The sequence below is a fragment of the Achromobacter sp. ISS7 genome (genome assembly GCF_056523125.1).
Window position 1 is genome coordinate 269,386 of sequence record NZ_JAWRZD010000002.1, and the last position, 21,575, is coordinate 290,960.

Here is a 21,575-nt window from a genome sequence, read left to right on the forward strand (position 1 = left end):
AAGCGCTTTGTGTCTTCAACGGGCCGACGGAGCTGCTTGTCCCAGAGGGTTGAGTTTGGCCTGTCTCATCTGCATGTCGATGTCGTTGGCCAAATTGCTGACCTTGCCTGTGCCTATACGGCTGCGTGCGCCGCTGTTTTGGTCCCCGATCAGCGACAGGGCCTGGTACTCGTACTTGTAGTCAAATCCGGCAGCCGTCTTCACCCTCTCGAGGTCTTGCCAGATGACCATCTTCAGGCCTTGAGACAACTTCCGATAGGCCGCTTCAATGTCCCCATTGGCCGCCAGTGATGCAAGCCGCTCGATGGCCTTTTCCACCGACCCGGCGTGGACCGTGCTGATGATCAAGTGGCCATTCAACGACGCCTCGAGCACTGCTTGCGCTGCAGCCTCCTCACGCACCTCGCCCAGGAAAATGACGTCGGGGTTTGCGCGCAACGCACGGACCAGGTGCTCCTTATAGCCACCGGTGCGTCGCGATGCGCGGATCTGCATGCAGCGCCCCTTTCCTAGCGGGCCATTCAGCGGCACTTCCGGCGGATCTTCGATCGCAACCGCAATCCCGCCGATCCGACTCATTCGCTCCACGAGGATTGCGACGCCCGTAGAGGTTTTGCCGGCCCCCGTCTCCCCTGCGACCAGAATGAGGCCGCTGAGTTTTGGGTCCAGTGCCTGGCGGGCGAAGAACGGAGCAATACCGACCTTCTCGAGGGGGCGTAGTTCCGCGGTGGATCGACGCAAGATGAACAAATCGTTGCCGTTGTGATCGCGCATATGGGTGATGCGATACATCACCTTGTCGATCGTTCTGGCGAATTCCGGATCACGTTCAGATGCGAACTGGAAGCGGCATTGACTCCTCAACTCCATCAGCGCCGGATCAAGCATCTTCGGTGCGGCGTCAATGAGATTGGGAGAGTTCTTCAGCCCCTTGAACTCAGCAAAATCGACCCCGAGGAAGAGGTCTACGAACTCATAGTCCGCCAAGCGGGTTCCTGGGATATGTTTGGTGCTCATGAGCTGCCTTGTCGTGCTCGAGCCTGGGGGCGCAGGCTGCTCACTTTCCCCCCGTCGACCAATAGACTCGGTCGCCGGCGCATACGGCTTTGATTTGCTGGCTCGTAAGGGTGGCGATCAGATACGAACCCGATCCCCCGCTGGTCGATGGTGCGTTCCCAGCGCCCACTGTTTGAAGCAACCCGCTATGCACGCCAAGAACGACCAGGCGGCAGATGCGCTCTGGCAAGCCGCTATATGTGACTGCGAAATTGCCTCTTCCATCCTGGGTCGTGATGGTGACGTTCCCAGCCCACCTGTTTCGGATGGTGCCGTTCGGATCGGAGTCAACGCCATGGGGCAGTAGCGAAAGTTCGACGAGCTCGCGCTGGATGTCTGTTCCAACCGGGAACCCGTCGACCTTCTTCGTCTGTCGCACAGACTCGGCGATATAGCGCACATTTCCCACCTCGAGGCGGGAGTCGCTGTCGTCGACCATCCGAAGAATCGCGGCGGCGGTTACAGCCAACATCGCGACAGCGATGATGAAGGCCATGCCGACTTCCAGCAGCGTGGCTCCCTTGCGCGCGCAACCTTTGCCTGCGTCCTGGTCGACACGACGCCGTTGGCTACGTGAGGAAATGTGCATTGGTGTCGATTCCAGAGGCAGGACAATTACCGCGTATTAGCGCGAGCTGGTATCCCAGGTCACCGTGTTGGCCGCAGCCGCGCACATCGTCGACGCGGACGTTGCAGTGATGCTGGAGATCGCCACCGTGGCGGTGGTACCGGAACCCACAGACTGGAGGATGCCGGGTTTGGTGCCCGTCACGAGCTGTACGCAGTCTTCTCGCGGGATCTGGGTGTAGGTGATGGAGAAATTGCCCCCACCATCGGTCGCATTGACGGTAATCGCGCCGTTCCAACCATTCCGGATCGTCACGTTGTTTCCGGAAACCGTCTTGGAGATGTTCGCGGGAATCATTTTCATGTCGTCGAGCGACTTGACGATGGCGCCGGTCGCCGTGTCGTAGCCCGCGGATGTCCGCATGCGGCTGATGACGCCCGACAGGTTGGTGATGGTCTGAACTTCCGTGGCGACGGTACTTTGGCGCATGGTCACGCTGGCGATGCCCAGCACGCTGCCGATGATGGCCACGAAGATCAGCAGCCAGAAGCCCATTTCGAGCAGAGTCGCGCCATCGCGCGAGCGACGAACGCTCAGACGGCGAGAAAGCGCACTCGGCCGCGAATTCGCGCCACCGTTTCGTGTGGCCGATTGGAAGCGGCTCGCGACCGCCTTGAAACCGTCGTTGTGGGGTTCGCCTTGAGCGGCGAAAGAAGAGGTAAACATGGGTTCTCCAGGGGATGAGGCATCCTTCACGCCCGTCATGCCTATTCGATCAGGATGCTTGGTACAAAACCGATTGATAAAATATGCCTCGATGTAGTGCGTAGCAAGGCAAAAGCAAACCGTTTCCAGGCTCAGTGAATTTGCTGCGCCAGAGACTGAATGGACATCACGCCCGCCAGAATCAGCATAATCAGGCCGCCGCTCATGCAGATGCCTGCAGCCAGCATGATCTTGGACGCTGCCCCGATCGCGGCGACGCTCTTTTCAAGCCAGCGCTCGCCGAAGCTGGCCAACTTGTCGTCAAATCCTTCCTGCTCGGCCAAGATGCGCAAGAACTGAACGGCTCTTTCGTCCGGGAAATTCTGGCCAGCAGAATGAAGCGCAAGACCAAGGTTGCGGCCTGCGTTGATGCCCTGCAGCGCCGCGCCGATCCGTGACCGCAACCAGGGACTGCCGTTCTTGCCCATCATCGTGAGGATCTCCTGCACACGGATGCCGGCACGAAGCATGACCGCGATATTGAGCAGGAAGGTCGACCCGTGCAGCATTCGGTAGATCGACCACGGAGGAATTCGGTCGAGGTAGAGGCGCAAGCGCGTCTTGTGCAGGTTCGGCATCGACCAGGTGATCCACGCACCGATCAAGGTAGCAACGCCGGCGGCTATGATCCCGTAATTTGTGACGAAATCGGCGATGACCCGCAAAACGGCCGCGGCGCCTGTCCACTGCTCCGGCGGCATCATGCGAGCGAACTGCGGCACCATCTTGGTCGACACCTGCCAAAGCAGCAGGCACACCATGGCCATGAGCAGCATCGGATAGGCCGACCCAGCCAGCACCGCACCCATGATCTTTCGCTTCGCCTCAATGATGCGAATGGCGTCATTGAACGCGCCCTTTAGGTTGCCGCTGCGCTCGCCCGCGCGAATCAGTTGCGTCTCTTGGTCCGGGATCCACGGTTCGAGCGCATCTGCAAGGGGGCGCCCCGACTCCATGGCTGTTACCGCCTCGTAGATGATGATTGCACGGACCTCAGTCTTCTTGCGTCCGTCCTTACTCTCGACGCGATAGATCTCGCGAAGCGCCCTCACGAGCATCACGTCGTTGGAGACGAGCAGCTCCAGCGCCTCATAGATCTCGATGCGGCCGCTGGCGCCAATGACGCCTCCCATCCCAGAAAACTGCCAGCGCATAATTTTGCGCACGATCGGATTGCTATAGAACGACACTGTCTTGCACCTATGACATAGATAATTGAATGTCTCGATTTGCCCTTGCTTCGCGTGTCGCTTAGGTAGCAGATGAGTTGAAGTGTTGATCCCACCAACCCGGATCAAGCAGGCCTTCCTGAACCTTTCGCAAGGCGACCTCTCGGTGGGTAAGCCGGCCGGGGCATTGCATCCATCGTGTCCTTGCTGCCTCTGCTCCGTGCATCCGATACGTAAACAGGTAGTCCTCGTTAGGCCGAATCACCTCTGCCAGGATCTGGTAGCCACCAGATTCCTTCGGTGCGTGGATGTGATGGATCAACCCAGTCACCACCGATGGGGAAAACAGCAAGTCGTCGATGCTCTTCACACACATGGATCGAAGGCGCCGCAGGGTGTCGTTGGCGGACGCAGCAACCACTGTCGTCCACACGCTGTAGCCGCTTGCTACCAACTCGAAAGCCGCGCGAATCGACTTCTCGTCCCGAAGCTCCCCCACTACAAACAGATCCGGAGCTGATCGAATGCCTTGTCGCAGCGCCTGGTCCCAGGGGTCGCGTTCGGCATCAAAGCTCATGTCGAACGCGTCCACCCGGATGTGGGGCATGCCCTGGAACGCCGGTGCCAGATCGTCCTGAAGAACCACCACATGGGCGTTGGATCGTTGCGCGAGGGCCACCACCGCGGCGACGGCGGTCGACCTGCCGGTGCCGGTGACCCCGGAAATGATGCGCAAGCCAGGAGAGCTATCGGCCATCGCTGCAACCTCCTTCACTTGCTCTGGCAGATAGCCCAGATCTTCCAAAGTGAGTTGCGGGCGAGCGCGGCAGTCAGAAGCTTTGATATCGGTCATTATTGGAATTCCATTAGGGTTATGTGTCAGCTTTGGGCAGGTTGAAGTCACGGGGGCGGATGTTCTCCTTTCCGCGCTCAAAGTCCCCTGCTTTGCTGTAGTCGATGCCCATCGTTCGCTTGTCCTTGTCGAGCGGGCTCACGACGGCTTCGGCTTGTCGCGGGTCGACCCAGCCTTCGTTGATGCGACGAATGGCGGCCATGCACTTCGTGATCCCGCCCATCTCACGCACCCAGTAGTCTTTGGCCTTTGCCTTTCCATGGGCACCGAACGCCTCCATAAACGGCAGGTCGGGGATGATCACCTCAGCGACCGCCATACGGCCCACGATGCCGATGCCACCGCACGTGGGGCACTCGTGGCCACGGCGCCGGAGGCGAACGCCCTGAACGTCGCAGTAGGACTCGACGCGCGCTTTGACGTCGGAAGCCACCAGGTGCTTGCCCTCTTTCCAGGGAATGCTGCAATCTGGGCAGAGCTTCTGGACCAATGTCATGTTGGCCAGGCCGGTGACAATTTCGGGATCCAGCATGCGATCGGTTTCGACCTCCAGCCCTTGCAGACGCGGCATGATCCCCACCGCATCCGTCACGTGGACCGTGGTCCAGACGCCATGCCCGGTCATTGCGGCATCGAAAGCCGCTTTGGCTGATCCAGGATCGCGGATCTCACCGATCATCATCGAGTCCGGATCCTGGCGCATGCAGGCCTTGATGGCGTTGGCCCACCCGCGACGGATCGATTCCTCATCGGTCTTATCGGCCTTCAGGGGAATTCGAACCGCGCCTTCAATGTCGTACTCCGGCGGGTCCTCGATCGTCACCACGGAGACGCCTACATACTCTTCTGCGCCCCCTTCACTCTCGAACGCCGCCCCCTGAACCTTTGCGTCAGAAATGAGCTTCGTGAGGTTTGACACCAGCGTCGTCGATTTGCCGGAGCCGGTTGCACCTGAAAGGATATTGATCCCATACGTTTGAGAACGCATGAAATCGAACATTTCGATCTGCTCGGGGAGATATCCCAACTCCTCGAGCGACGGGACTTGCTTGCCCGGATCGTAGAGGAGACGAATCACCATTCGCGGTCCGTAGACCGTCGGGCCAGCAGCTATGCGAGAGCCATACAGCCCGCAACGCGCGACATAATTTGCATGCAAGCGCGCATCCTGGAACGTGTCAGGACGATAGGTGGCATCAGCAATGTCGCACATCGATTGGTAGATCGTGCTGCACATGCTTTTAATCTTTTCAGTGGGGAGCTCCTGAACACGATAGAGATCTCCATGGATACGGAAAAAAACCGCCCCGACTATCCCCCACATATTCAGATGGATGTCTGACGCACCTCGCTTGACCGCTTCCTGGATCAGGCGAATAACGTCGATCTGCTGTGCAGACGTGCCGCCCTGACTGTCCAGAACGATCGAACGATCTCTTGCCTCCGCCAGCACCTCGTACATCTCACGGATCACCGTGACTGTCGTTGGCACCTGGCGTAGTAGGCGAGCCCCTTTGCGTCTGATCAGGTCGACGTAGCTGAGGACGTCGCCTGATCGCTCCGATCCCGACCGCACCAGTAGCGTCATGTCGCTCAAGAGGCACATAACCTCTTGCTGCTGGGGCGCGAGCGGATACTTCTGGCCTGCGCCAGACAACGTCGTCATGCCCTGCGCCTTGGCACGTTGCGCGAGGCTTACCGCTTGTGGAATCGCCGGTTGTTGGGTCATCAGCTTAGAAATCAGAGGGGAAATCGAGGCGCTTCGTCCAGGCTTATCGCGGTGCAGGCACAGCCGGGTTCAGCCCCTGGCGGTTACCTGCACTGCCGGCCGTCTGATTCGCAATCGAAAAGACATTCAGCGGGAACTTCTCCCCGCCCTTGGTCAGCGTCACGCGGCTGGGGGTGATGGTCGACACCACGTACCCCCCATCAACCACGTCGCCCACTCGCACGTCCTGCTTGACCCCCGACGGAAAAACAAGTGACGCATAAAGCACCTTGTCAGCGCCAAAAATGGCAAGCACATGAGGGGGGCGTTCCGCTGAAATAGCGCCGCTGCTCGTGGCCTTCGGTGCGGCGCCCGTTGATGCGACCGGGCTGGTGGCGGCCGGCCCGCGCTTGAGTTCCGCAAGCTCGTTTCGGGCTTTCGATTCCTCGATCTGAGCACGCAGCAGGGCAGTGGCCTTTTGGACGTTGGCGATTTCCTCGGCGGACTGAGCGTGGGCCGCCGGAGCAGCCGTAGCAATGCCGATCGCGGCAGCAAGGCCGAGCATCGAGAGGCGGCCTGCAAACTTAGTTTTGGACATTCGTTTCTCCATTTGCGACCCACTTCCATTGCATGGGGCTTTCGGTGTTGACGCTGATCTTGCGGATGACCATCCCCGGGCCGACGGCGGTTTCGAGCACATCGAAAATGTCGACGTCGTTCATCGTGATCGTCCAGGTGTAGGTCTCCCACCACGGCGGTGGGGGCACGGACTTTTCCTTACCAAGCACCGACACCAAGCTGCGCTCGGGCGGGGGCGGCTCTGCGTGAACGGCGTGGGTCAATTCGGACGCAATGTTCAGTTTCTGCAGGTGCGACAGCCAGGCAATAGACCAAGGGCCATACTTCGGGAGCTTTTCTTCGCCGCGGGCGGGTTTGGCCGGCAGACCGAGGCGCACCGTGGCGCGATCGGCGAGCAGGCTGAAGCTGTTGATGCCTTGCGCCTTTCGCAGGGCCTCTGCCGCGGTCTGGAAATCCAGCATCGTGGCGCCGTCCCTGCGCAGGTATGTCGCCCCGGTGGCGTTGGCGTCGCAGGTGATTTCGCTCAATACCCAACCGTTCAAGCTCATGGGCATCTGGAACATGCTTTGGCGACATGCGGTCAGAACATCTGCTGCCGCAGGCAGTGCCGGCCAATGCGGTTTGATCGTCCGCTCATCGACCAGCGCAAGCGCCTTTGCACGCTCGTCCCGCGCCTGCTGTGAAAGACGCGCCGCGTCTTCTGCTTGAATACGCTCGAGCTCGACACTCTCCATGTGCCTCGAATACCAGAGGTATCCGATGGTCCCGAGCACGGCAAGCGCAACAAGTGCCCCAACAACCAAGACTGAAGGGGACAAACCGCCACTGAGGGTTTGCAGCTTGAGCTTCTTGTCCCAGCGCTTTTCCGAGAGGATGTCACTCAGCGAGCGCGCGCTGATGTTGGACCCATCGAACAGATCGACGAATCGCTGATCGGTAAGGTAAAGCGTGCCCCAATCGGACTGCATGGACGCCACGTCGGCGAGCGTCATGCGAATCGTGTCGTAGTCGCCCACTGCATCTGAGCCCGGTACGATCTGCCCGTCGCGAACGGCTACCAGCGCATAGTTACCGTCCCCGAGGTCGAACACACCAAGCCATGACTGCCCCAACTTGGTGGCCAGGACAGAGGCAAGCGCCCAGGCGCCCTCGAAGGCTTTCACCTCACTGGGCGGTACAGACACGAACCCTGCCTGAAGGTCCAGGCCTGAGTACAGGGTTCCGAGATTCTGACCTTCGGCGCGCCCGATCTCGAGCATCTCCTTTCTGGCCGAGGCGATGCTCTGGATCTTGGTCCACCAGAGACCTGCAGCAAAGCGCTTCCCGTTAACCTGGAGTACCCGCGATCGCGGAGCAGCGCTCATCCCAATTTCTTCGTTATTCATGATCGACACCTGCTGGTTGGGTCGCTCAGTCGGTCACGATCGGGGTGATCAGCACGACGATGACATCGCGCTTGGTCGACTGATCGCCGCGGCCGCCGAGCAACCAGAACGACGGATCGCCCACGCCCTGCTTGGAGCCGTTGATGACAGATTGGTCGAATCCGGAGAGCACCAAGGTCTCGCCCGAGCGCAGGCGCACGCTCTGGCTGAAGATGCGGTTGTCAACCTCGGGCATCTCGATCTTGTTGCCACCCGATTCAGCGGTCTTCATGCCGGTCAAGGCCGACAGGTTCACGCTGTACTGCAACAGCATCTCGCTGCCTTCCATGAGGTACGGCAGCAGCGTCATGTTGAACCCGGTCGTGATCGTTCCCGGGGTGAGCGACTGCTGCGAGCTTCCGCCCCCTTCGATGGCCGTCGTGGACACTTCGGCCAGGTAGGTGGTCTGCGTACCGACCAGGATCGGCGCCGGCTTCAGGTTGAGGGTCGTCACCGAGGGCGAAGACAGCGTGGACACACGGCCTTGCATCGACAGCGCGTCGATAAACAGCTTGGTGCCATTCCACCGGCTGCTTTCGTTGATGATGCCGACGTTGCCCGTCATGCCCGTCATGCCGCCCGACGCCGCAGTGAACCCACCAGTGGTTCCGATTTGGGCGTTGACGAGCTGATAGGCCGCATCGAGGTTCAGCCCGGCGGAGTCGCGGTCATCCAGCTGGACGGAGAGGACCTTGACGTTGAGCAGCACCTGGCGCGTGATGCGCTTATTCTCGGCCTTGAGGTACTCGCCGACGCGGCGCAGCACATCAGGACGATCGGTCACCGTAACGGTACCGGTCGACGACGAGACCGAGATCCGGCCCAGGCCCGGGGTGATCATCGTCTGCAGCGTCTTCTCGATGTCGCGGACGATGTCTGTTTCGAAGGTGATGCCAGTTTCTTGACTGGAACCGTCCGAGGAGAACGACCCGGTCTGCTCTCCTCGCGATGAACCCGAGCCCTTCTCGGCGCCCGACTTCACGTTGGTTTCCATCTTGGTCGTGCCAGGAATGGCGTACAGCTGGAACACCTGGGTGTCCAGGTAGAAAATCGTGGCCGCGCCGTCCTTGAACTTCCAGCCCAGGCCCAGGCGAGCCGTCACCAGGTCGAGCAGCCCACCCAGCGGTTGGTTGTTCCACGAAATGCCGCTGATGGAGTCCGACGTGCTGGCCGTGTACAGCCCGGTCGGGCCGATCGCCCCGCCGGTAGAACCCAGCGTCGGGTTGGGCAACTCGCCATTGGACATCGCGAGCGTGTTCGCCGCCGGGGGCGCACCTGCGCCGCCGCCCTGACCATTCGTCGTCAGCGTGCCATTGAGCATCTGGGTCGCGTCAGACGTAACCTGCACGGTCAGGCCACACAGATTCGTGACCACGCGGCTGAACTCGGCCAGGGTGACAGGAGCCTTCGGGTTGAACGTCAGTTTGCAGTCCAGCGCCGTCGGGGGGGCGCCCAGGCTGCGGTTGCTCATAGGCTGGGCCGTGGTGTCGACCCAGATTCGATCCATCTTTCGCAGCGACGAGCGCGTGTCGATCAGCTGCTTCCGATTGCGCATGTCCTCCATGTAGCTTTCGGCCGTCTTCCCTTGGTCGGATGCCTTCTCCACCGCGTGGTTGATGCGCTGAATGGAGCAGCCGGAGAGCAGCACGGCGCCGGCGACAGCGCCCACCAGCAGCTTGACTGGCAGCCGGCGCTTACCCGTGGCCGAGGAGTGAATGGAGCGAGTGTTCGTCATAGATCGGAAGTCCAGTCGTCTGATTCGTGGATGTGATGTGGCAGCCGGCCAGGGGGCGTATATCGCGCGCCCCGGCCCGGCGGGATTTAGCGGTCGCGGGAAGTCGCTTCTCGAATAACCAGCAGGCGCTGGTCTTCGTTCCAGTCTCCCCAGAGGGGGCGATCAGCGCGCTTGTAGGCATCGAGCACCTCGCCCACGGCGTCCAGGAAGTCGCCTTCGACGTTGATGCGGGCCGCGATGCGGTAGTCGACGTCCGCCTGCCAGATGAGCTTCCAGTCCCATTGGCTGGCCCAGTCGAGCATCGCCGTCGAGAGCATGGTTCCCGGCTCGATGTGCCACGTCTTGGTGATCTTCAGCGGCTCCGCAGCCTGGTGCCCGCCACCGAAAGGCAAAGCGCTGGCCGACGCCGGCAAAGGGGTGTTGCCGCTGGCCAGCGTGACCAATTCGCCCTGCACGAAGATGCCCAGCCGTTCGGCATTGGCCATGTTTTTGAGCGTCGTGATTCGATCCGCGCCCTTGATGAGCGTCACACGCTTGTTCAGCAGGTCCGGGGGTCCATTCAGTTCGATGGCCTTGCCGACAACCGGCACCACTTGGGCGATGAGAGCGTCGGCCAGCGGCATCTGGCCGTACGGACCGGGGTATGGGGTGTGCCACTCAGGCCGCATCACATCCACCATCACGCCAGGTTCGAAGGCAACAGCTGCCGGAACGGTCGAAGCCGCAGGGCCCGCATTGAGGCCAGGCACAACAGCGGGCTCGAGCGTCGGAACCGCTGTGGGCTGAAGCACGGGCGCCACGACGGGTGCCGGGGGCGGCGGCGGCGTGCGCTCATCGACGAACGCGCCGGCGGCGAACGGCGCCAGCGTCATCACGCTGCCGATCAGCGCCGGGCCTGCAATATTGCGACCGATACGAAGCGTGGTGCAGTCTTTCATAATGGTTTTGTGGGTATGGTTCATAGCGAATTTCGATCCTAGATGGCGAACACTCAAACCTCAAGGCAAACTGCGCTCATTTGCCGGCTTCGCAGCTTTCTCAGTAATGCCACCACCGCGGACTACTCCTGCGAAAGGTGACAGCAGCTCCGAGCGGTTCTCCATCAGAGGGGCGGCACATTGGCGAAGCTCCTGCAGGTGTCGGCGCAGGAGAAAGTGAGCGGCCATATACAACAGGAAGCCAGCACCGAAGAGCGCCAGCGTCGCGATGATGATGACGAGCAGGGCCGCATCGGATTCCAGGAGTGCCATCAGCTGCTCACGGATGATCTGGAAGGGAACAGGAGACATGGTTTTCCTCAGTAAGTGCCGTCGTCTCGGCTTGGGTCAGAAAGGAAGGAGAAACGGCGGATAAACCAGATGGGCCTAGCGCTATAGCGATTGCCGCTCAGCCGGCCCATCAACCGGTTATGCATCCAGACGAGTGTTCTGCCCTTCTTGGCCATGTACCAGGTCAGCAAGGTGCAGATGAAGGCAGCAGCTGCCGTCCAGGGTCGCAGGTAGAACAGACACGGGATCATCGGAATCACCGTGTAGGCAGGCATCGAAGTGAAAGGAAAGGCCGCTGATCCCGCGGTCTTCACCCAACTCGCGATCTTCATGCAATCTCCTCCTCGTCAGCCGGGATGGCATGTGCAGCGCCATGGTCCAGCAGATACTGCTTGGCCTCGGCGATGGTCATGTTGGTCACGCGCCGGAAGGCCGAGAAATCCAGGGCCCCTTCCCTCACCAGAGGCAGCGTCTGAGCCTCAAATGAGGTCCCGCGCTCCGTCAGGATTTGCTCCACGATCGGCCCCCAGGTGTGGAAGGGCTCGCGGCCCAGGCGCGCCTTTACGTCCCGGTCGATGACGAGCCAGGAACGGATCGCTGCGACCTCGCCGTCCGTACGGCGCTCGAGCTTCTGCGCGACGATCAGCTTCAACGTCGACAAGAGCTTGTTGGCCGCGGCCGGCTGCGAATCTTCCGGGTAGAAGGACACCATCCGGGCAAAGCACTCGGTGGGCGTGTCGGCGTGTAGCGTCGAGTACACGGCGTGACCGGACAGAGCCATCTCGAAGCACGCGGCCACCGATTCTCGATCGCGGCTTTCGCCCATGATGATCACGTCGCCCTTGCGTCGCATGGCGTTGCGGCCGGCGTCATCGAAGGTCTTGAGGTTCGAGCCGATGGCAACCTGCGAGGGTTGAGGCATGCGATCGCCGGCGCAGCCGGTGTAAACAGCTTCGATCGGCTCTTCGAACGTCAGGATCTTCACCGGGCGGTCAGCGTTCTCCAGGCGATGGCGATTGCCAGAAGACATCAGTGTGGACTTGCCCGAACCGGTGGTACCGATGACCAGCACCAGGCCGTACTGCGGAAAGAAGTTGTCGGTGATGTCCTGGGGCGCCTTCATCTTGGCCCAGGGGTGAGGAATGCCGGGAATCGTCCGCATCGTGATGCTGATGCCCTCCTTCAGCCCGCCCACACGGCAACCCGTGGCGTTGCATCGGAAGCGGGTCACGTTGCGGAAGTCATCGGCTGCCAGCGGGATCTCGTACTCGAAGTCCAGGGCTTCGCCGCCGGAGAGTTGATTTGTCGCCGATGCGCCGTACATGATGCGCAACACGCGCTGCACCTCGGCATGCTCCAGCCGGCGGTCGTTCACTTTGGTGTGACGCCGCTTCAGTTCTGCCCAGAGGTAGTCGGTGGACTGGATGGTGAGGTCCGACGCCCCCAGCGCGACGCACTGGCGCAGAAACTGTTTCCACTCCTCTTCGGAGCAAGAAACAGGCAGAACAAGCGGGATTTGAGGATTTTGTATTGTCATGATCCTACGCACAGAACCGTTTATTGATGCGTGGAAGTCGGGATCGAGAACAGCGGACGCGAAATCTCAGCTTCCATGGGTTGCGACGCCATCACCGTGGGCGAGCTATCAAGGCGTTCGGGTGCAACCATAGGAGCTGGGCGCGCCGCTTGGACGTGCTCCACTCCATATCGGATCTCACCCTGCTGTTGCACTGCCCCCACCTGCACTGGCAGCGCGGGCGCGGCGATCGGATTCTTCGGCATTGGGGGCGCAGGCGGCGGGGCGGGAACAACCGGAGCGATCTCTGCGTCCGGAAGCTTTACGCCGCGGCGCGCGGCTTCCTTCTCTGCTTCTCGACGGGCCATCTGGACCTTGTGAATCTCGAAGGCCTCCTTCACCTGGGCCGGGTCATAGCCGGGCACCACGGGTAGTGGACGATCAGCGGTCGGCGTTGCCTGCAGGGCATTCCACTTACCGGGGTTCGTCTTGAACTCCGAGGGCATCGTGATGCGGAAGAAGGTGTCGCCCACGACAATCGTGTTGGGATCGTCCTGCGTGACGATCTCCTGCGACTTGGCGATGACGGGGGCGCTCACCATGTTGCGCTGGTAGAGGTCATAGAACACTCTCATCCCCGTATAGACCTCCTCGAGCATAGCCAGGTTGTGATCGAGGATCTCCTGCGCCTGCGCGCGGCCGCTGAAGTAGGCGTCCTGAACTTCCCGCTCCCAGAACGCACGCTCGTTGCTGTCGCGCGGCAGAAGCTGTTCGTTCTGCGGAACCTCGGGCATATCGGAGGCTGACGGAAGACCCATAAGCAGCCAGTCTCGCCACGAGGGGGCGCCGGAGAAGAACCGTGCCGGCTGCTTTCGTTGGTACAGCGCACCCGCAATGCGCATCGTGTCATTGGTGACGGTCGCGGCATTCTCGGTATGCACGATCACCGGAGGCAGCACGCCAGCGCCAATCACCAGGTCGCCAAATCGGAATGTTCGCTCCATCTCCACGCGGCGTGCGTCCACTGCTCGCTCGATTTCCTGGGCGCGCTCGATCAGCCCGGTCTGCGTGCCCAACGTACGAGCCGACGCGCGCAGAGCCGCCTCGCGCACGGGAGATAGACGCACCGAATTCGCGGCCGGCTCAGCACGCATCAAGCGTTTGAGCGTATCCGAGGTGGGTGCAGACTGGGCGAATGAGGTGGGTGCGGTGCCGGCGGCGGCCAGCGCGATAAGGCTGGCGAGTAGCGTGCGGCGAAGAGGGCTGGAGCGTGGGGTGTGAATTCGAGGTGAATGCGTCATGGACCAGTTACATCAGTTGGAGTGCCCGCTTCTGCGTGCCCAGTCGAAGTTCTAACTCCCCAACATGCGCCGCCCTGTTACACGCTCTCGAGACGAATTGGGCTCGGGATCTTCGCAGGACTGCGACTGCATGGGGTCCGCTCTTTCTGGCTGCGGCCCGGGTTGTGGGCGACGAGAATCTCGTCCTTTTGCAGCAAGACTTAACGGAAGCTGTAGCATTCTGCGCGCTTCCTCTTCATCATTTCCAGGCAAAACCTGCTCATTCTGGGAAATGACAGCGATTGGCTCGCGCCTTGACTCCTGTCGCGCGTCCTTCGATGGCTCCGAGCGCTGGAAATACTTGTTCTTGAGCCATGTTTCGCCCTTCTGCGTGATTCGTGCTTGTCGGTAGGGACGATTTCGAGCCGGGTCTGCCTCACGGATGGTGAAGTAGCCGCTGTCGACGTGCCGCTGCTGCGGCATGTTGCGATTGGTGCCGCCAGACATCAGCACGCGATCACGCCGCAAAGTGGCGAAGAAGGCTATTGAATCTACCTCCATCACTCGTGCAAACTGACTGATAGAAATCGACTCGACGAACTGCCGATCGTCAGGGGCCGACTGTCTGCGACTGACGGTAAGGCGGGCGAGGGAGCGAAGGGAGGGTTCGCTGATTGCCTGGCCGTAGGCCAATGCTGGCGGGGGCAAAGCAGCAGGTGGGTTGTGAACGATGTGCGACGTCAGAGACCTAACGGCATGCACGACTCGCGCATTGAAGTCGGGGGCGATCCATAGCGCATACGCCAAGAGGAACTCTTTCACCACAAACGCCCCCAACCCTTGCCGAATCTCAACCGGTGGGATGGGGGCGTTATTGTGGTCGGTGGCGCCACCTTGCGCGTGGAACAAGCCTATGAGGTCTTGGGTTTGAGGAAGAGCAAGCCAAGTCAGTGGCGACTCAGACTCTCCTCGCCCCGCGGCCCGGTGGACGTCATTGAGGCAGAACTTGCCCTGATGATCCTCTCGGATCTGTACGCCTTCGATGCTCAACAGATGCGTCATGGCTGACTCTCACGGCGGCTCGGACCTTGTGGGCGGGGTTTCGCAGTAGAACCACCCCACCCTTACATTACTGGCGATAACGCAGCTCGAATGCGTTGTCAGTCCAGACGACATCTGCGCGCTGTCCGAACTGCTTGTCCAGGTCACGCAGGAATTCTTCGAACGGCTGGCCCTCGGCTTCGACGAACACGAAGATGGGGATGTGGGGCGTGGGACCGGTGACTTTGAAGGTCAAGCCGCGACTCGCAGCAATCGCCTTGAGCAGGTCTGCGGCAGAGCCCTGAAAGCTGACGCTGACCGAATCCGAGTTGAACGAGGCGAACGAGGCCTTGTCATCCATGCTCGAAGTCCATTTAGGCTGTTTGTTCACGCGTTCCAGAGCGGCATCCAGCTGCTGGGAGAGCGCGACCTGCTGGGCTTTCTGAGCCGACTGGACCTTGGGGTCCACCTGGTTCGTGGCGCAGCCGCTCACAAGGCCGGCCAGCAGGCTCAACAGGGCCATACGCTTGACTCGGCCGGCCATCTTGACCTGCGACGGCGCGGCAACGGCGCGAAGAGAGGATTGGGGAAGGAGCAAGGCGAACATGTAGGGGAATCTCTGCTGGTTAGAAGTGCCCAAGGCGATCCGCCTCAAGCCAGGAAGGGGACGGCGCGGGCAGCGCCGGCAAACCGGCGTGACGAAGTGTCTGCCTGGGGAGATGGCTCTTCCTCGTCCACGTCCATGTTGTCCTGTGCGCTCAGACCTTCGGCGCCCACCGCTGGAGGAGCAACATAGGTTGGAGCCTGAGGCTCGACCAATCGAACCGGGGCCGGGGGCGGTGCTGGGTTCGGGGCTACAGGCGCGACAGGACGATCGGGCGTCACAGGAGCCTGAGGCGGCGACGCAGGCGCGTGAGCTTGGGGGGTAGCTTGGGGGGTAGCTTGGGGGGCAGCTTGGGGGCCAGCTTGGGGGGCAGCTTGGGGGGCAGCTTGGGGGGCAGCTTGGGGGGCAGGCATACCACCCTCCTGGCGATACAGAGCTTGGTGATGGCCAGGCAGCATCCCGCCGCCCGGCACGAGACCAGCCTGGCGCGCCGCCTCGGCCAGGGCTTGAGTCTCGAGCTCGTGCTTCATCCCCACGATCGCCAAACGCAACAGTTCCCGCGGCCGCGCGCCGTGGCCCGCAAGATGCTTGAGGTGGGCCAGTTCAGGCGTTTGCGCAACGTCCAGAAGGAACGAGATGCGAAGTTGATCCTCCGCGGGCGTGGGAGAGGGATTCGGACGACGGGACATATGATCAGCCTCGTTGCAGATGTTGGTTGAATCGATGATCGGTCGTCAGAGGGCTGATCTTCATGGGGAAGCTGCTCGCAATCATTGGGCGCTCAGGGCAGCGCATGCGGCCTTGTACATGCCACGGGCATTCGCAAACTGCGAGTTGGTGTTCGGGTTATCGCTGACCGGAGCGACGGTGATTGCTTGGCGCGGAAGGCCCGGGAACACGCGATCGAGGCGGTCGGCCAGAAGGTTGGCGCCCCCGCCCACGAAGAGAACCTTGCCGTAGCGGCTGGCGTCGCCGAGCAGCTTGCTGCTTTCGAAGTTCACGCGGTCGGCAAACGCATTGAGCTGCGCATCCACCAGAGTCTTGACGTCATGCACGTCGCCATACAGGCGGTACGTCTTGTCGCGCAGCACCTTTTCCAGGCGGTGCACAGGAATGGGATCGGCGATCTTGAATGCTTGGCGCAGGGCCGTGTCCAGCAGGTCATACAGGTAGAGCACGCCGGCGTCGGCCGTACCCGATTGGGCCTGATAGATGCCGCTGCCGCCCTCGCGAACCGTCGCGATGTCCAGCGTCTTGCCGCCGGCGTCCAGCACTGCCACGGGGAGCTCGTCGGAGATGTCCTTGAATTCTTCGTTGTAGGTGCCGTCGAAGTTCAGCAGTGCGTCGTAGTAGGCAGCGACCGCCTCGGAAATCACCTTGTGAGTCTTGATTTCGGCCAGGGCGGCGTTGGTGATGCTGCGCAGGGGGCGCAAAAGGCTTTCGCGCTTGGCTTCGATCAGCGCGTCATTGCGTACGCCCCCGGAATAGAAGCGATTGACCGGGAGGCCCGTCACCAGCATGGTCGGGCCCGTCACGCCGGCATGACGCAGCGCGTGGGCAACCAGTGCGCGATTCGGGCTGCTGGTGGGGAAGTCGCCCAGGCGCGTGTCGACGGCGGGGCTGAGCATGTCGTAGGCAGTGATGGTCACGTACTCGCCGGGACTGGTCTCGTAGACCAGGTCGTCAGCAGATTCGCCGCTGATCGAGGAGACGGAGATCTTGCCGGGGTGGGCGCGCGAAGGCATCACGAAGTACTTGCCCTCGCCGGCGCACACTTTCATGCCCCAGTGGCCGTCATCGCATCCAGCGGGATGCAGCGCTTGGGAGTTCTTGGAAAAGGCAACAGCGGTCATTGGGGATCCTAAATTTGATTTTCAATCGTCAGAGGGGAAATCTTCGCGATCGGCAGACAATTACAAATTGCCGAATACGGTAATTGTTATTGTATTTGCACCATCAATTCTGTCAATTGAAAATCAATGAAATTGGCTCGAATTCATCCCCGGGGGCGTGCGAAACCTGCCCAAACTTGCGAAGGAATGGTTTTCGGACGATGAGAATCAATTTCCCGCACTTCTGTATCTGCAGGCATGCCGATCGCCTCGTTTGCCTGAGGCACGATCGTGGGGGCGCTGACGGCCCCTTCCTCGCGAGCGGCGCGATGCAGACCACCATGAGTGCGCCTCACCTCTTCGACATCTGATTCGGGCCAATCACCTGGCAGCACAGGCCCCGCCCCAGCAGCCGCCGATCGGATTGCGTCCGTGGCTTCATCGCCTGCCCACATCCCCAGGAAGCGCCGTGCCGCGGGCACAGGACGCCTCTTTTCAAGGGGTTCCACCTCGGAGACGCGACGACCTGCGAATTCGTCGTAGTGGGACACGCTTTCGACCACACCCTCGCGGCCGAACACGTGCCGCGGATCTGTATCTTTCCCGGCGCAGGCCCCATAGATATCGGCGTGAACCTGTTTGGCGTCCTGCAAGGACAGCACCATCCAATACTCGGCCGGCACGTCGTCATCGGAGGTCTGGACTGCACAGCGGCCGAAAAGCACATGGTGATGCGGAGCGTTGTATAGCCACCGCACGGCTCCGGACGGGTCGCCTTCATATTGAGGCGGCTGAGGAGCTGCGGGTCGTTGCAAAGGCGAACGAGATTGCCGCTGCTGGAAATCAGGCAGCTTGCGGAACGTGTGCGGTACCAGCAGCACTCGGCGTGCCATCCCCCAGGGGGCGCCTGCCTGCACGGGGACGCTGATCAAGCAATGCTTGGCGAGATCGCATGTGGGGTTCTGGCGCACAACACCGCTTGAGGCTTTCCGTTGGGCCGGGCGGTACTGACGCTCTTGATCCTCGCCCTGGTCGCGCGCTGCGGCGTCGACGTAGATCTCCAGCGTCACATGCCCAGGCTTGTCCATAACGTTCCAGACCCAGGGCTCGTAGTGGCTGCCAGGCGGAACTGATGGATCGAACTCGGAGAAAACGTGTTGCGGGATGCCAGCGACGACGTCCATCGGACGCCCCTCTCCTACCCCCAACTGGGTGAACTGGCCATGATCAGCGGGTTCGCTATCCAGGGAAGAATGATCACCCCGGCTTAGCTCAGCGGCGTCAAACGACGAATAGTCTTCGGGAGGGGCGTCATAGTCGGGGCCGCTCGAACGCCCGCCGTCATGCGCGCCGGCGCGAGAGAACGAGAAGCCACTTGATTCACGGCGCTCACCGGGCAGCCCCAGCATCAGCTCCGGATCTTCGCCCTCGGGGATCTCGAAAAGGTTCGGATCATGGATGCCGACCAGGTCAGGATCGTCCATATGTGTGGACACTTTCGCCTCAACTGGCGGCCGGGGCGCTGCCGGCGTCGTTGCCACCAGTCGAGCGCTGGGACCCGGACTTGCCGCTCGTGGCGGGCGAGCCGGCGCACTGGCAGGCATGGGCTGGCGATTGGGGACTCGAGGCGCCAACCCGTCTGCAGGTTTTTTGCGAGCAGCTGGCGCCGAGGCAAAGGAGAACGCTGGCTTAGTGGAAGACATCTTCGCGTCACTACCTATTATTGATTGATCAATGGCTATACGTGAACGTCAAGCCACGTTTCGGTCTCGAGGACGATCGGCGTAATTGGTGGCCAGCTTGTCCCCCATCTCCAGCCCAGCTTCTTTCAGAGTGCGCTCAACCAATGCGCAGTTGCGCTCGGGCGCCGGACGGGAAGCCACCTTCACCATGATCGCGTCCTCACCCATAACCTTCAGGTCTACCTGCGCGCGCGACAGCTGCGTCATCAACATTGCGCGGTGCATGAAGGACTCGTGGCCATCAGGAACGATCGCGAAGGTCTTGAGATACTCCGAGCCCTGAGCGGCGTGGGTCGTGATCACATAGGACCAACCAATGTGATCGAGCTCTGCCGCCGGGAAGGACACACGACGATCATCATCCAAGCGCAGGATCAGCTCCCGCGGCTTCTTGGCCCCGTCTTCGTAGTGGTAACGCACGGCCTCGAGCGATCCCGTATCCCCATTGACGACGTAGGTCTTTGACGGATCATCTTCGGGAGGCAATGTCCCATCGTCACCATAGGGGCTGTATTCGTCATGCACGGGGGCGAAGGCGATGTCATCATCGTCTGACACCGGTCCATCCACCAGGGAGATCCACATGTTCTTGGTGACGATGATCCGGTCGTCGATGCGAAAGGCGGTCCCAGCCACCTTCTTGGTCTCAGCCAAATCAGGGTTCAGGGCGTCGCGGAGATACGAGTTCAGATAGGTGACGTTCCAGCCCGGCGTCTTGGTATTGCCCTTGCGAATCGGGCAGATCACCCCGACCCGGTCCAGACCGCCATACTTTTCAGCGGCTTCCTTAAGCTCCACGGCCAGGCCGGCGACAGCACCGTCCGTCGGCTCAGGCAGGCCAGCAAATTCAACCCCACCCTTTTCCTCGACCTCAGCCTGCAGCTCTCCCGTAGGCCAGTATCCGTCCGTCACCATCCCAACCAGCTCCAGAATCGCACCGTCGTTCCGATGCGTTTGGGTCAGGCGGTGATGATCGAAGCCCTCGACTTCCAAGATGCTCTTGAGAACGCGGCCCGGCTCGATAGAACCCAATTGGTTCTGGTCTCCCAGCAAAAGAAGGTGCGCGCGCGCCGGAACCGCGTCAAGGAATGCCGCCCCCAGCGGGCCGCCCAGCATGGATTGCTCATCCGCCACAGCCAGGTCGCAATCCAGAGGGTTGTCTGCATTGCGCTGGAACTGGCCAACAAATTCCAGAGTGCTGTGAAGCGTCTTGGCCACACCCCATTTGCGAATGCGATTGCTCAGCACCTTTGCTGCCTTGCCGACGGGGGCGCAGAACGTCGTGCGGGGGCGGTCTTGGTAGCCCAGGACCTCCATCATCACCTCGACGATTGCCGTCTTGCCGCAGCCGGGGCCGGCGGTAAGCGTGTGCAGGGAGCACGTTGACGTCAGAATTCCGCGAACAGCCCCTCGCTGAGAGTCATCCAGCTTGAAGTCGGGCTTCCCCTTGGACTCGCCAACCGCCCGGACCGCGCGGTCAATGGCGTCTTCGAGTTCTTGCCCTTCCAGGCTGCAAAGTGGGTCAACCACATCGGTCAGGCGCATAGACAAATGCGTGACCAACGTAGTCTCGGCCTTGCGAAGATAGGCTGGGTAGTAGCGGGTTGCGCCGAACGAACCGTCGAGAACGATGGGTTCCTCTTGCTCCAACGCGATCGCTACTGCTTGCTCCGGGTCCAACCCTCGGTCAATTCGGCGGATCGAATCGAAAAACGCTTGTTCGTGCAGCCACATGTGGCCACCGCTGTTGCACCCCTCGTCCAGGGCGTATGTGACGATCGCCGCGACGCGCTTCGGATCCCGGCTTTTGATACCGACCTCGCGCCCGATCAGGTCCGCCGTTTGGAAAGCGTAGCGCTCGACGGCTGTGATCGGCTTGTACGGGTTGTCGTCCAGCATGGCATTTGCCGTCGCGACCAGGTCGAGCCCTTGATTCTCGTTGCGTGCAATCTTCTCTTGCGCCTTCTGGATCAACCAGCTGCCAAGATCGCCCAACACCTTCTGCGCGATGCCCTTGCCGCCAAACCGGATCGACAGGGAATCCTTCACGCGGCGCGTGTGGCTGTCTTCATCGTCTCGCAGGGCCACCTCTTTGTCCGTGAACGGACGGAAGTCCACCATCGAAGGGCGGTAGATGAGATCGTCCTTCAACTGGGCGATAGTGCCATTCGCGCGGTGATGCTCGGCCATCTTCTTGGCGGTGGTGTAGCCGACATTGCGGTAGTTGCGCTGCATGTGCGCGATCAACGCGTCAACGCTCTCCATGTCCGGCGCGACTTGGACCACTTCGAACTGTTGACCGAACTTCTCGTGGTGGGATTGCTTCCCAGCAAATCGGTACCGCATGCCGGCCTGGCACCCACTCAACGCAGCCCCCTTGACGGAAACCTTGCGTCCCGACGAGTCGATGACCTTGCCAACGCCCCAGTCGTTGT

General features: G+C 61.2%; 19 protein-coding genes. All 19 read right to left on the reverse strand.

Translation table 11 applies throughout. From position 1 onward, the window contains the following. Positions 1-15 precede the first annotated feature (15 nt). On the reverse strand, positions 16-1,017 hold the full coding sequence (locus tag AC1HFW_RS33035; RefSeq protein WP_082404625.1) for an ATPase, T2SS/T4P/T4SS family: 1,002 nt from the start codon (positions 1,015-1,017) through the stop codon (positions 16-18). 40 nt (positions 1,018-1,057) lie between these two features. Beyond that, the gene (locus AC1HFW_RS33040; RefSeq protein ID WP_479286960.1) at positions 1,058-1,645 is read right to left on the reverse strand and encodes a type 4 pilus major pilin; all 588 of its coding nucleotides are present in this window, start codon (positions 1,643-1,645) and stop codon (positions 1,058-1,060) included. Between the two features lie 36 nt (positions 1,646-1,681). Beyond that, positions 1,682-2,350, reverse strand: coding sequence for a type 4 pilus major pilin (locus AC1HFW_RS33045; RefSeq protein WP_197287912.1), 669 nt, complete (start codon positions 2,348-2,350; stop codon positions 1,682-1,684). Positions 2,351-2,481: 131 nt separating this feature from the next. After that, positions 2,482-3,579, reverse strand: coding sequence for a type II secretion system F family protein (locus AC1HFW_RS33050; protein ID WP_156350306.1), 1,098 nt, complete (start codon positions 3,577-3,579; stop codon positions 2,482-2,484). 61 nt (positions 3,580-3,640) lie between these two features. Next, positions 3,641-4,411 carry an ATPase, T2SS/T4P/T4SS family gene (locus AC1HFW_RS33055; RefSeq protein ID WP_479286962.1) on the reverse strand — a complete coding sequence of 257 codons (771 nt, stop codon included), beginning with the start codon at positions 4,409-4,411 and terminating at the stop codon, positions 3,641-3,643. A 19-nt stretch (positions 4,412-4,430) separates the two neighbouring features. Further along, entirely contained in the window at positions 4,431-6,140 is a 1,710-nt protein-coding gene (locus AC1HFW_RS33060) for a GspE/PulE family protein (RefSeq protein WP_082404629.1), read from the reverse strand. 43 nt (positions 6,141-6,183) lie between these two features. Next, complete coding sequence (gene pilP / locus AC1HFW_RS33065; protein ID WP_054432631.1) at positions 6,184-6,717, reverse strand: type IV pilus biogenesis protein PilP; 534 nt, start codon at positions 6,715-6,717, stop codon at positions 6,184-6,186. Then, complete coding sequence (pilO2, locus tag AC1HFW_RS33070; RefSeq protein WP_479286964.1) at positions 6,704-8,083, reverse strand: type 4b pilus protein PilO2; 1,380 nt, start codon at positions 8,081-8,083, stop codon at positions 6,704-6,706. The genes pilP and pilO2 overlap by 14 nt, the downstream gene beginning before the upstream one ends. A 25-nt stretch (positions 8,084-8,108) precedes the next feature. Further along, positions 8,109-9,857 carry a PilN family type IVB pilus formation outer membrane protein gene (pilN, locus tag AC1HFW_RS33075; RefSeq protein WP_479286965.1) on the reverse strand — a complete coding sequence of 583 codons (1,749 nt, stop codon included), beginning with the start codon at positions 9,855-9,857 and terminating at the stop codon, positions 8,109-8,111. Between the two features lie 86 nt (positions 9,858-9,943). Continuing rightward, positions 9,944-10,819, reverse strand: coding sequence for a toxin co-regulated pilus biosynthesis Q family protein (locus AC1HFW_RS33080; RefSeq protein ID WP_479286967.1), 876 nt, complete (start codon positions 10,817-10,819; stop codon positions 9,944-9,946). Positions 10,820-10,855: 36 nt separating this feature from the next. Then, on the reverse strand, positions 10,856-11,146 hold the full coding sequence (locus AC1HFW_RS33085; protein WP_054432635.1) for a hypothetical protein: 291 nt from the start codon (positions 11,144-11,146) through the stop codon (positions 10,856-10,858). 8 nt (positions 11,147-11,154) lie between these two features. Next, positions 11,155-11,457, reverse strand: coding sequence for a hypothetical protein (locus tag AC1HFW_RS33090; RefSeq protein WP_054432636.1), 303 nt, complete (start codon positions 11,455-11,457; stop codon positions 11,155-11,157). Beyond that, on the reverse strand, positions 11,454-12,662 hold the full coding sequence (locus AC1HFW_RS33095) for a type IV pilus twitching motility protein PilT (RefSeq protein WP_479286968.1): 1,209 nt from the start codon (positions 12,660-12,662) through the stop codon (positions 11,454-11,456). Before AC1HFW_RS33095 ends, AC1HFW_RS33090 begins: the two co-directional genes overlap by 4 nt. Before the next feature lie 20 nt (positions 12,663-12,682). Next, positions 12,683-13,942, reverse strand: coding sequence for a type IV secretory system conjugative DNA transfer family protein (locus tag AC1HFW_RS33100; RefSeq protein ID WP_479286969.1), 1,260 nt, complete (start codon positions 13,940-13,942; stop codon positions 12,683-12,685). A gap of 51 nt (positions 13,943-13,993) precedes the next feature. After that, on the reverse strand, positions 13,994-14,983 hold the full coding sequence (locus tag AC1HFW_RS33105) for a phage antirepressor KilAC domain-containing protein (RefSeq protein ID WP_479286970.1): 990 nt from the start codon (positions 14,981-14,983) through the stop codon (positions 13,994-13,996). Positions 14,984-15,050: 67 nt separating this feature from the next. After that, positions 15,051-15,569 (reverse strand): DotD/TraH family lipoprotein, encoded by a 519-nt coding sequence (locus AC1HFW_RS33110; RefSeq protein WP_430771097.1) that lies wholly within the window; start codon positions 15,567-15,569, stop codon positions 15,051-15,053. A gap of 767 nt (positions 15,570-16,336) precedes the next feature. Beyond that, complete coding sequence (locus tag AC1HFW_RS33115) at positions 16,337-17,419, reverse strand: ParM/StbA family protein (protein ID WP_479286971.1); 1,083 nt, start codon at positions 17,417-17,419, stop codon at positions 16,337-16,339. Positions 17,420-17,562: 143 nt separating this feature from the next. Further along, positions 17,563-18,882: a hypothetical protein gene (locus AC1HFW_RS33120; RefSeq protein ID WP_479286973.1), complete on the reverse strand. Its 1,320-nt coding sequence runs from the start codon at positions 18,880-18,882 to the stop codon at positions 17,563-17,565. Between the two features lie 267 nt (positions 18,883-19,149). Further along, positions 19,150-21,575 (reverse strand): ATP-dependent DNA helicase (locus AC1HFW_RS33125; protein WP_479286974.1); only part of this gene is annotated, 2,426 nt, incomplete at its 5' end.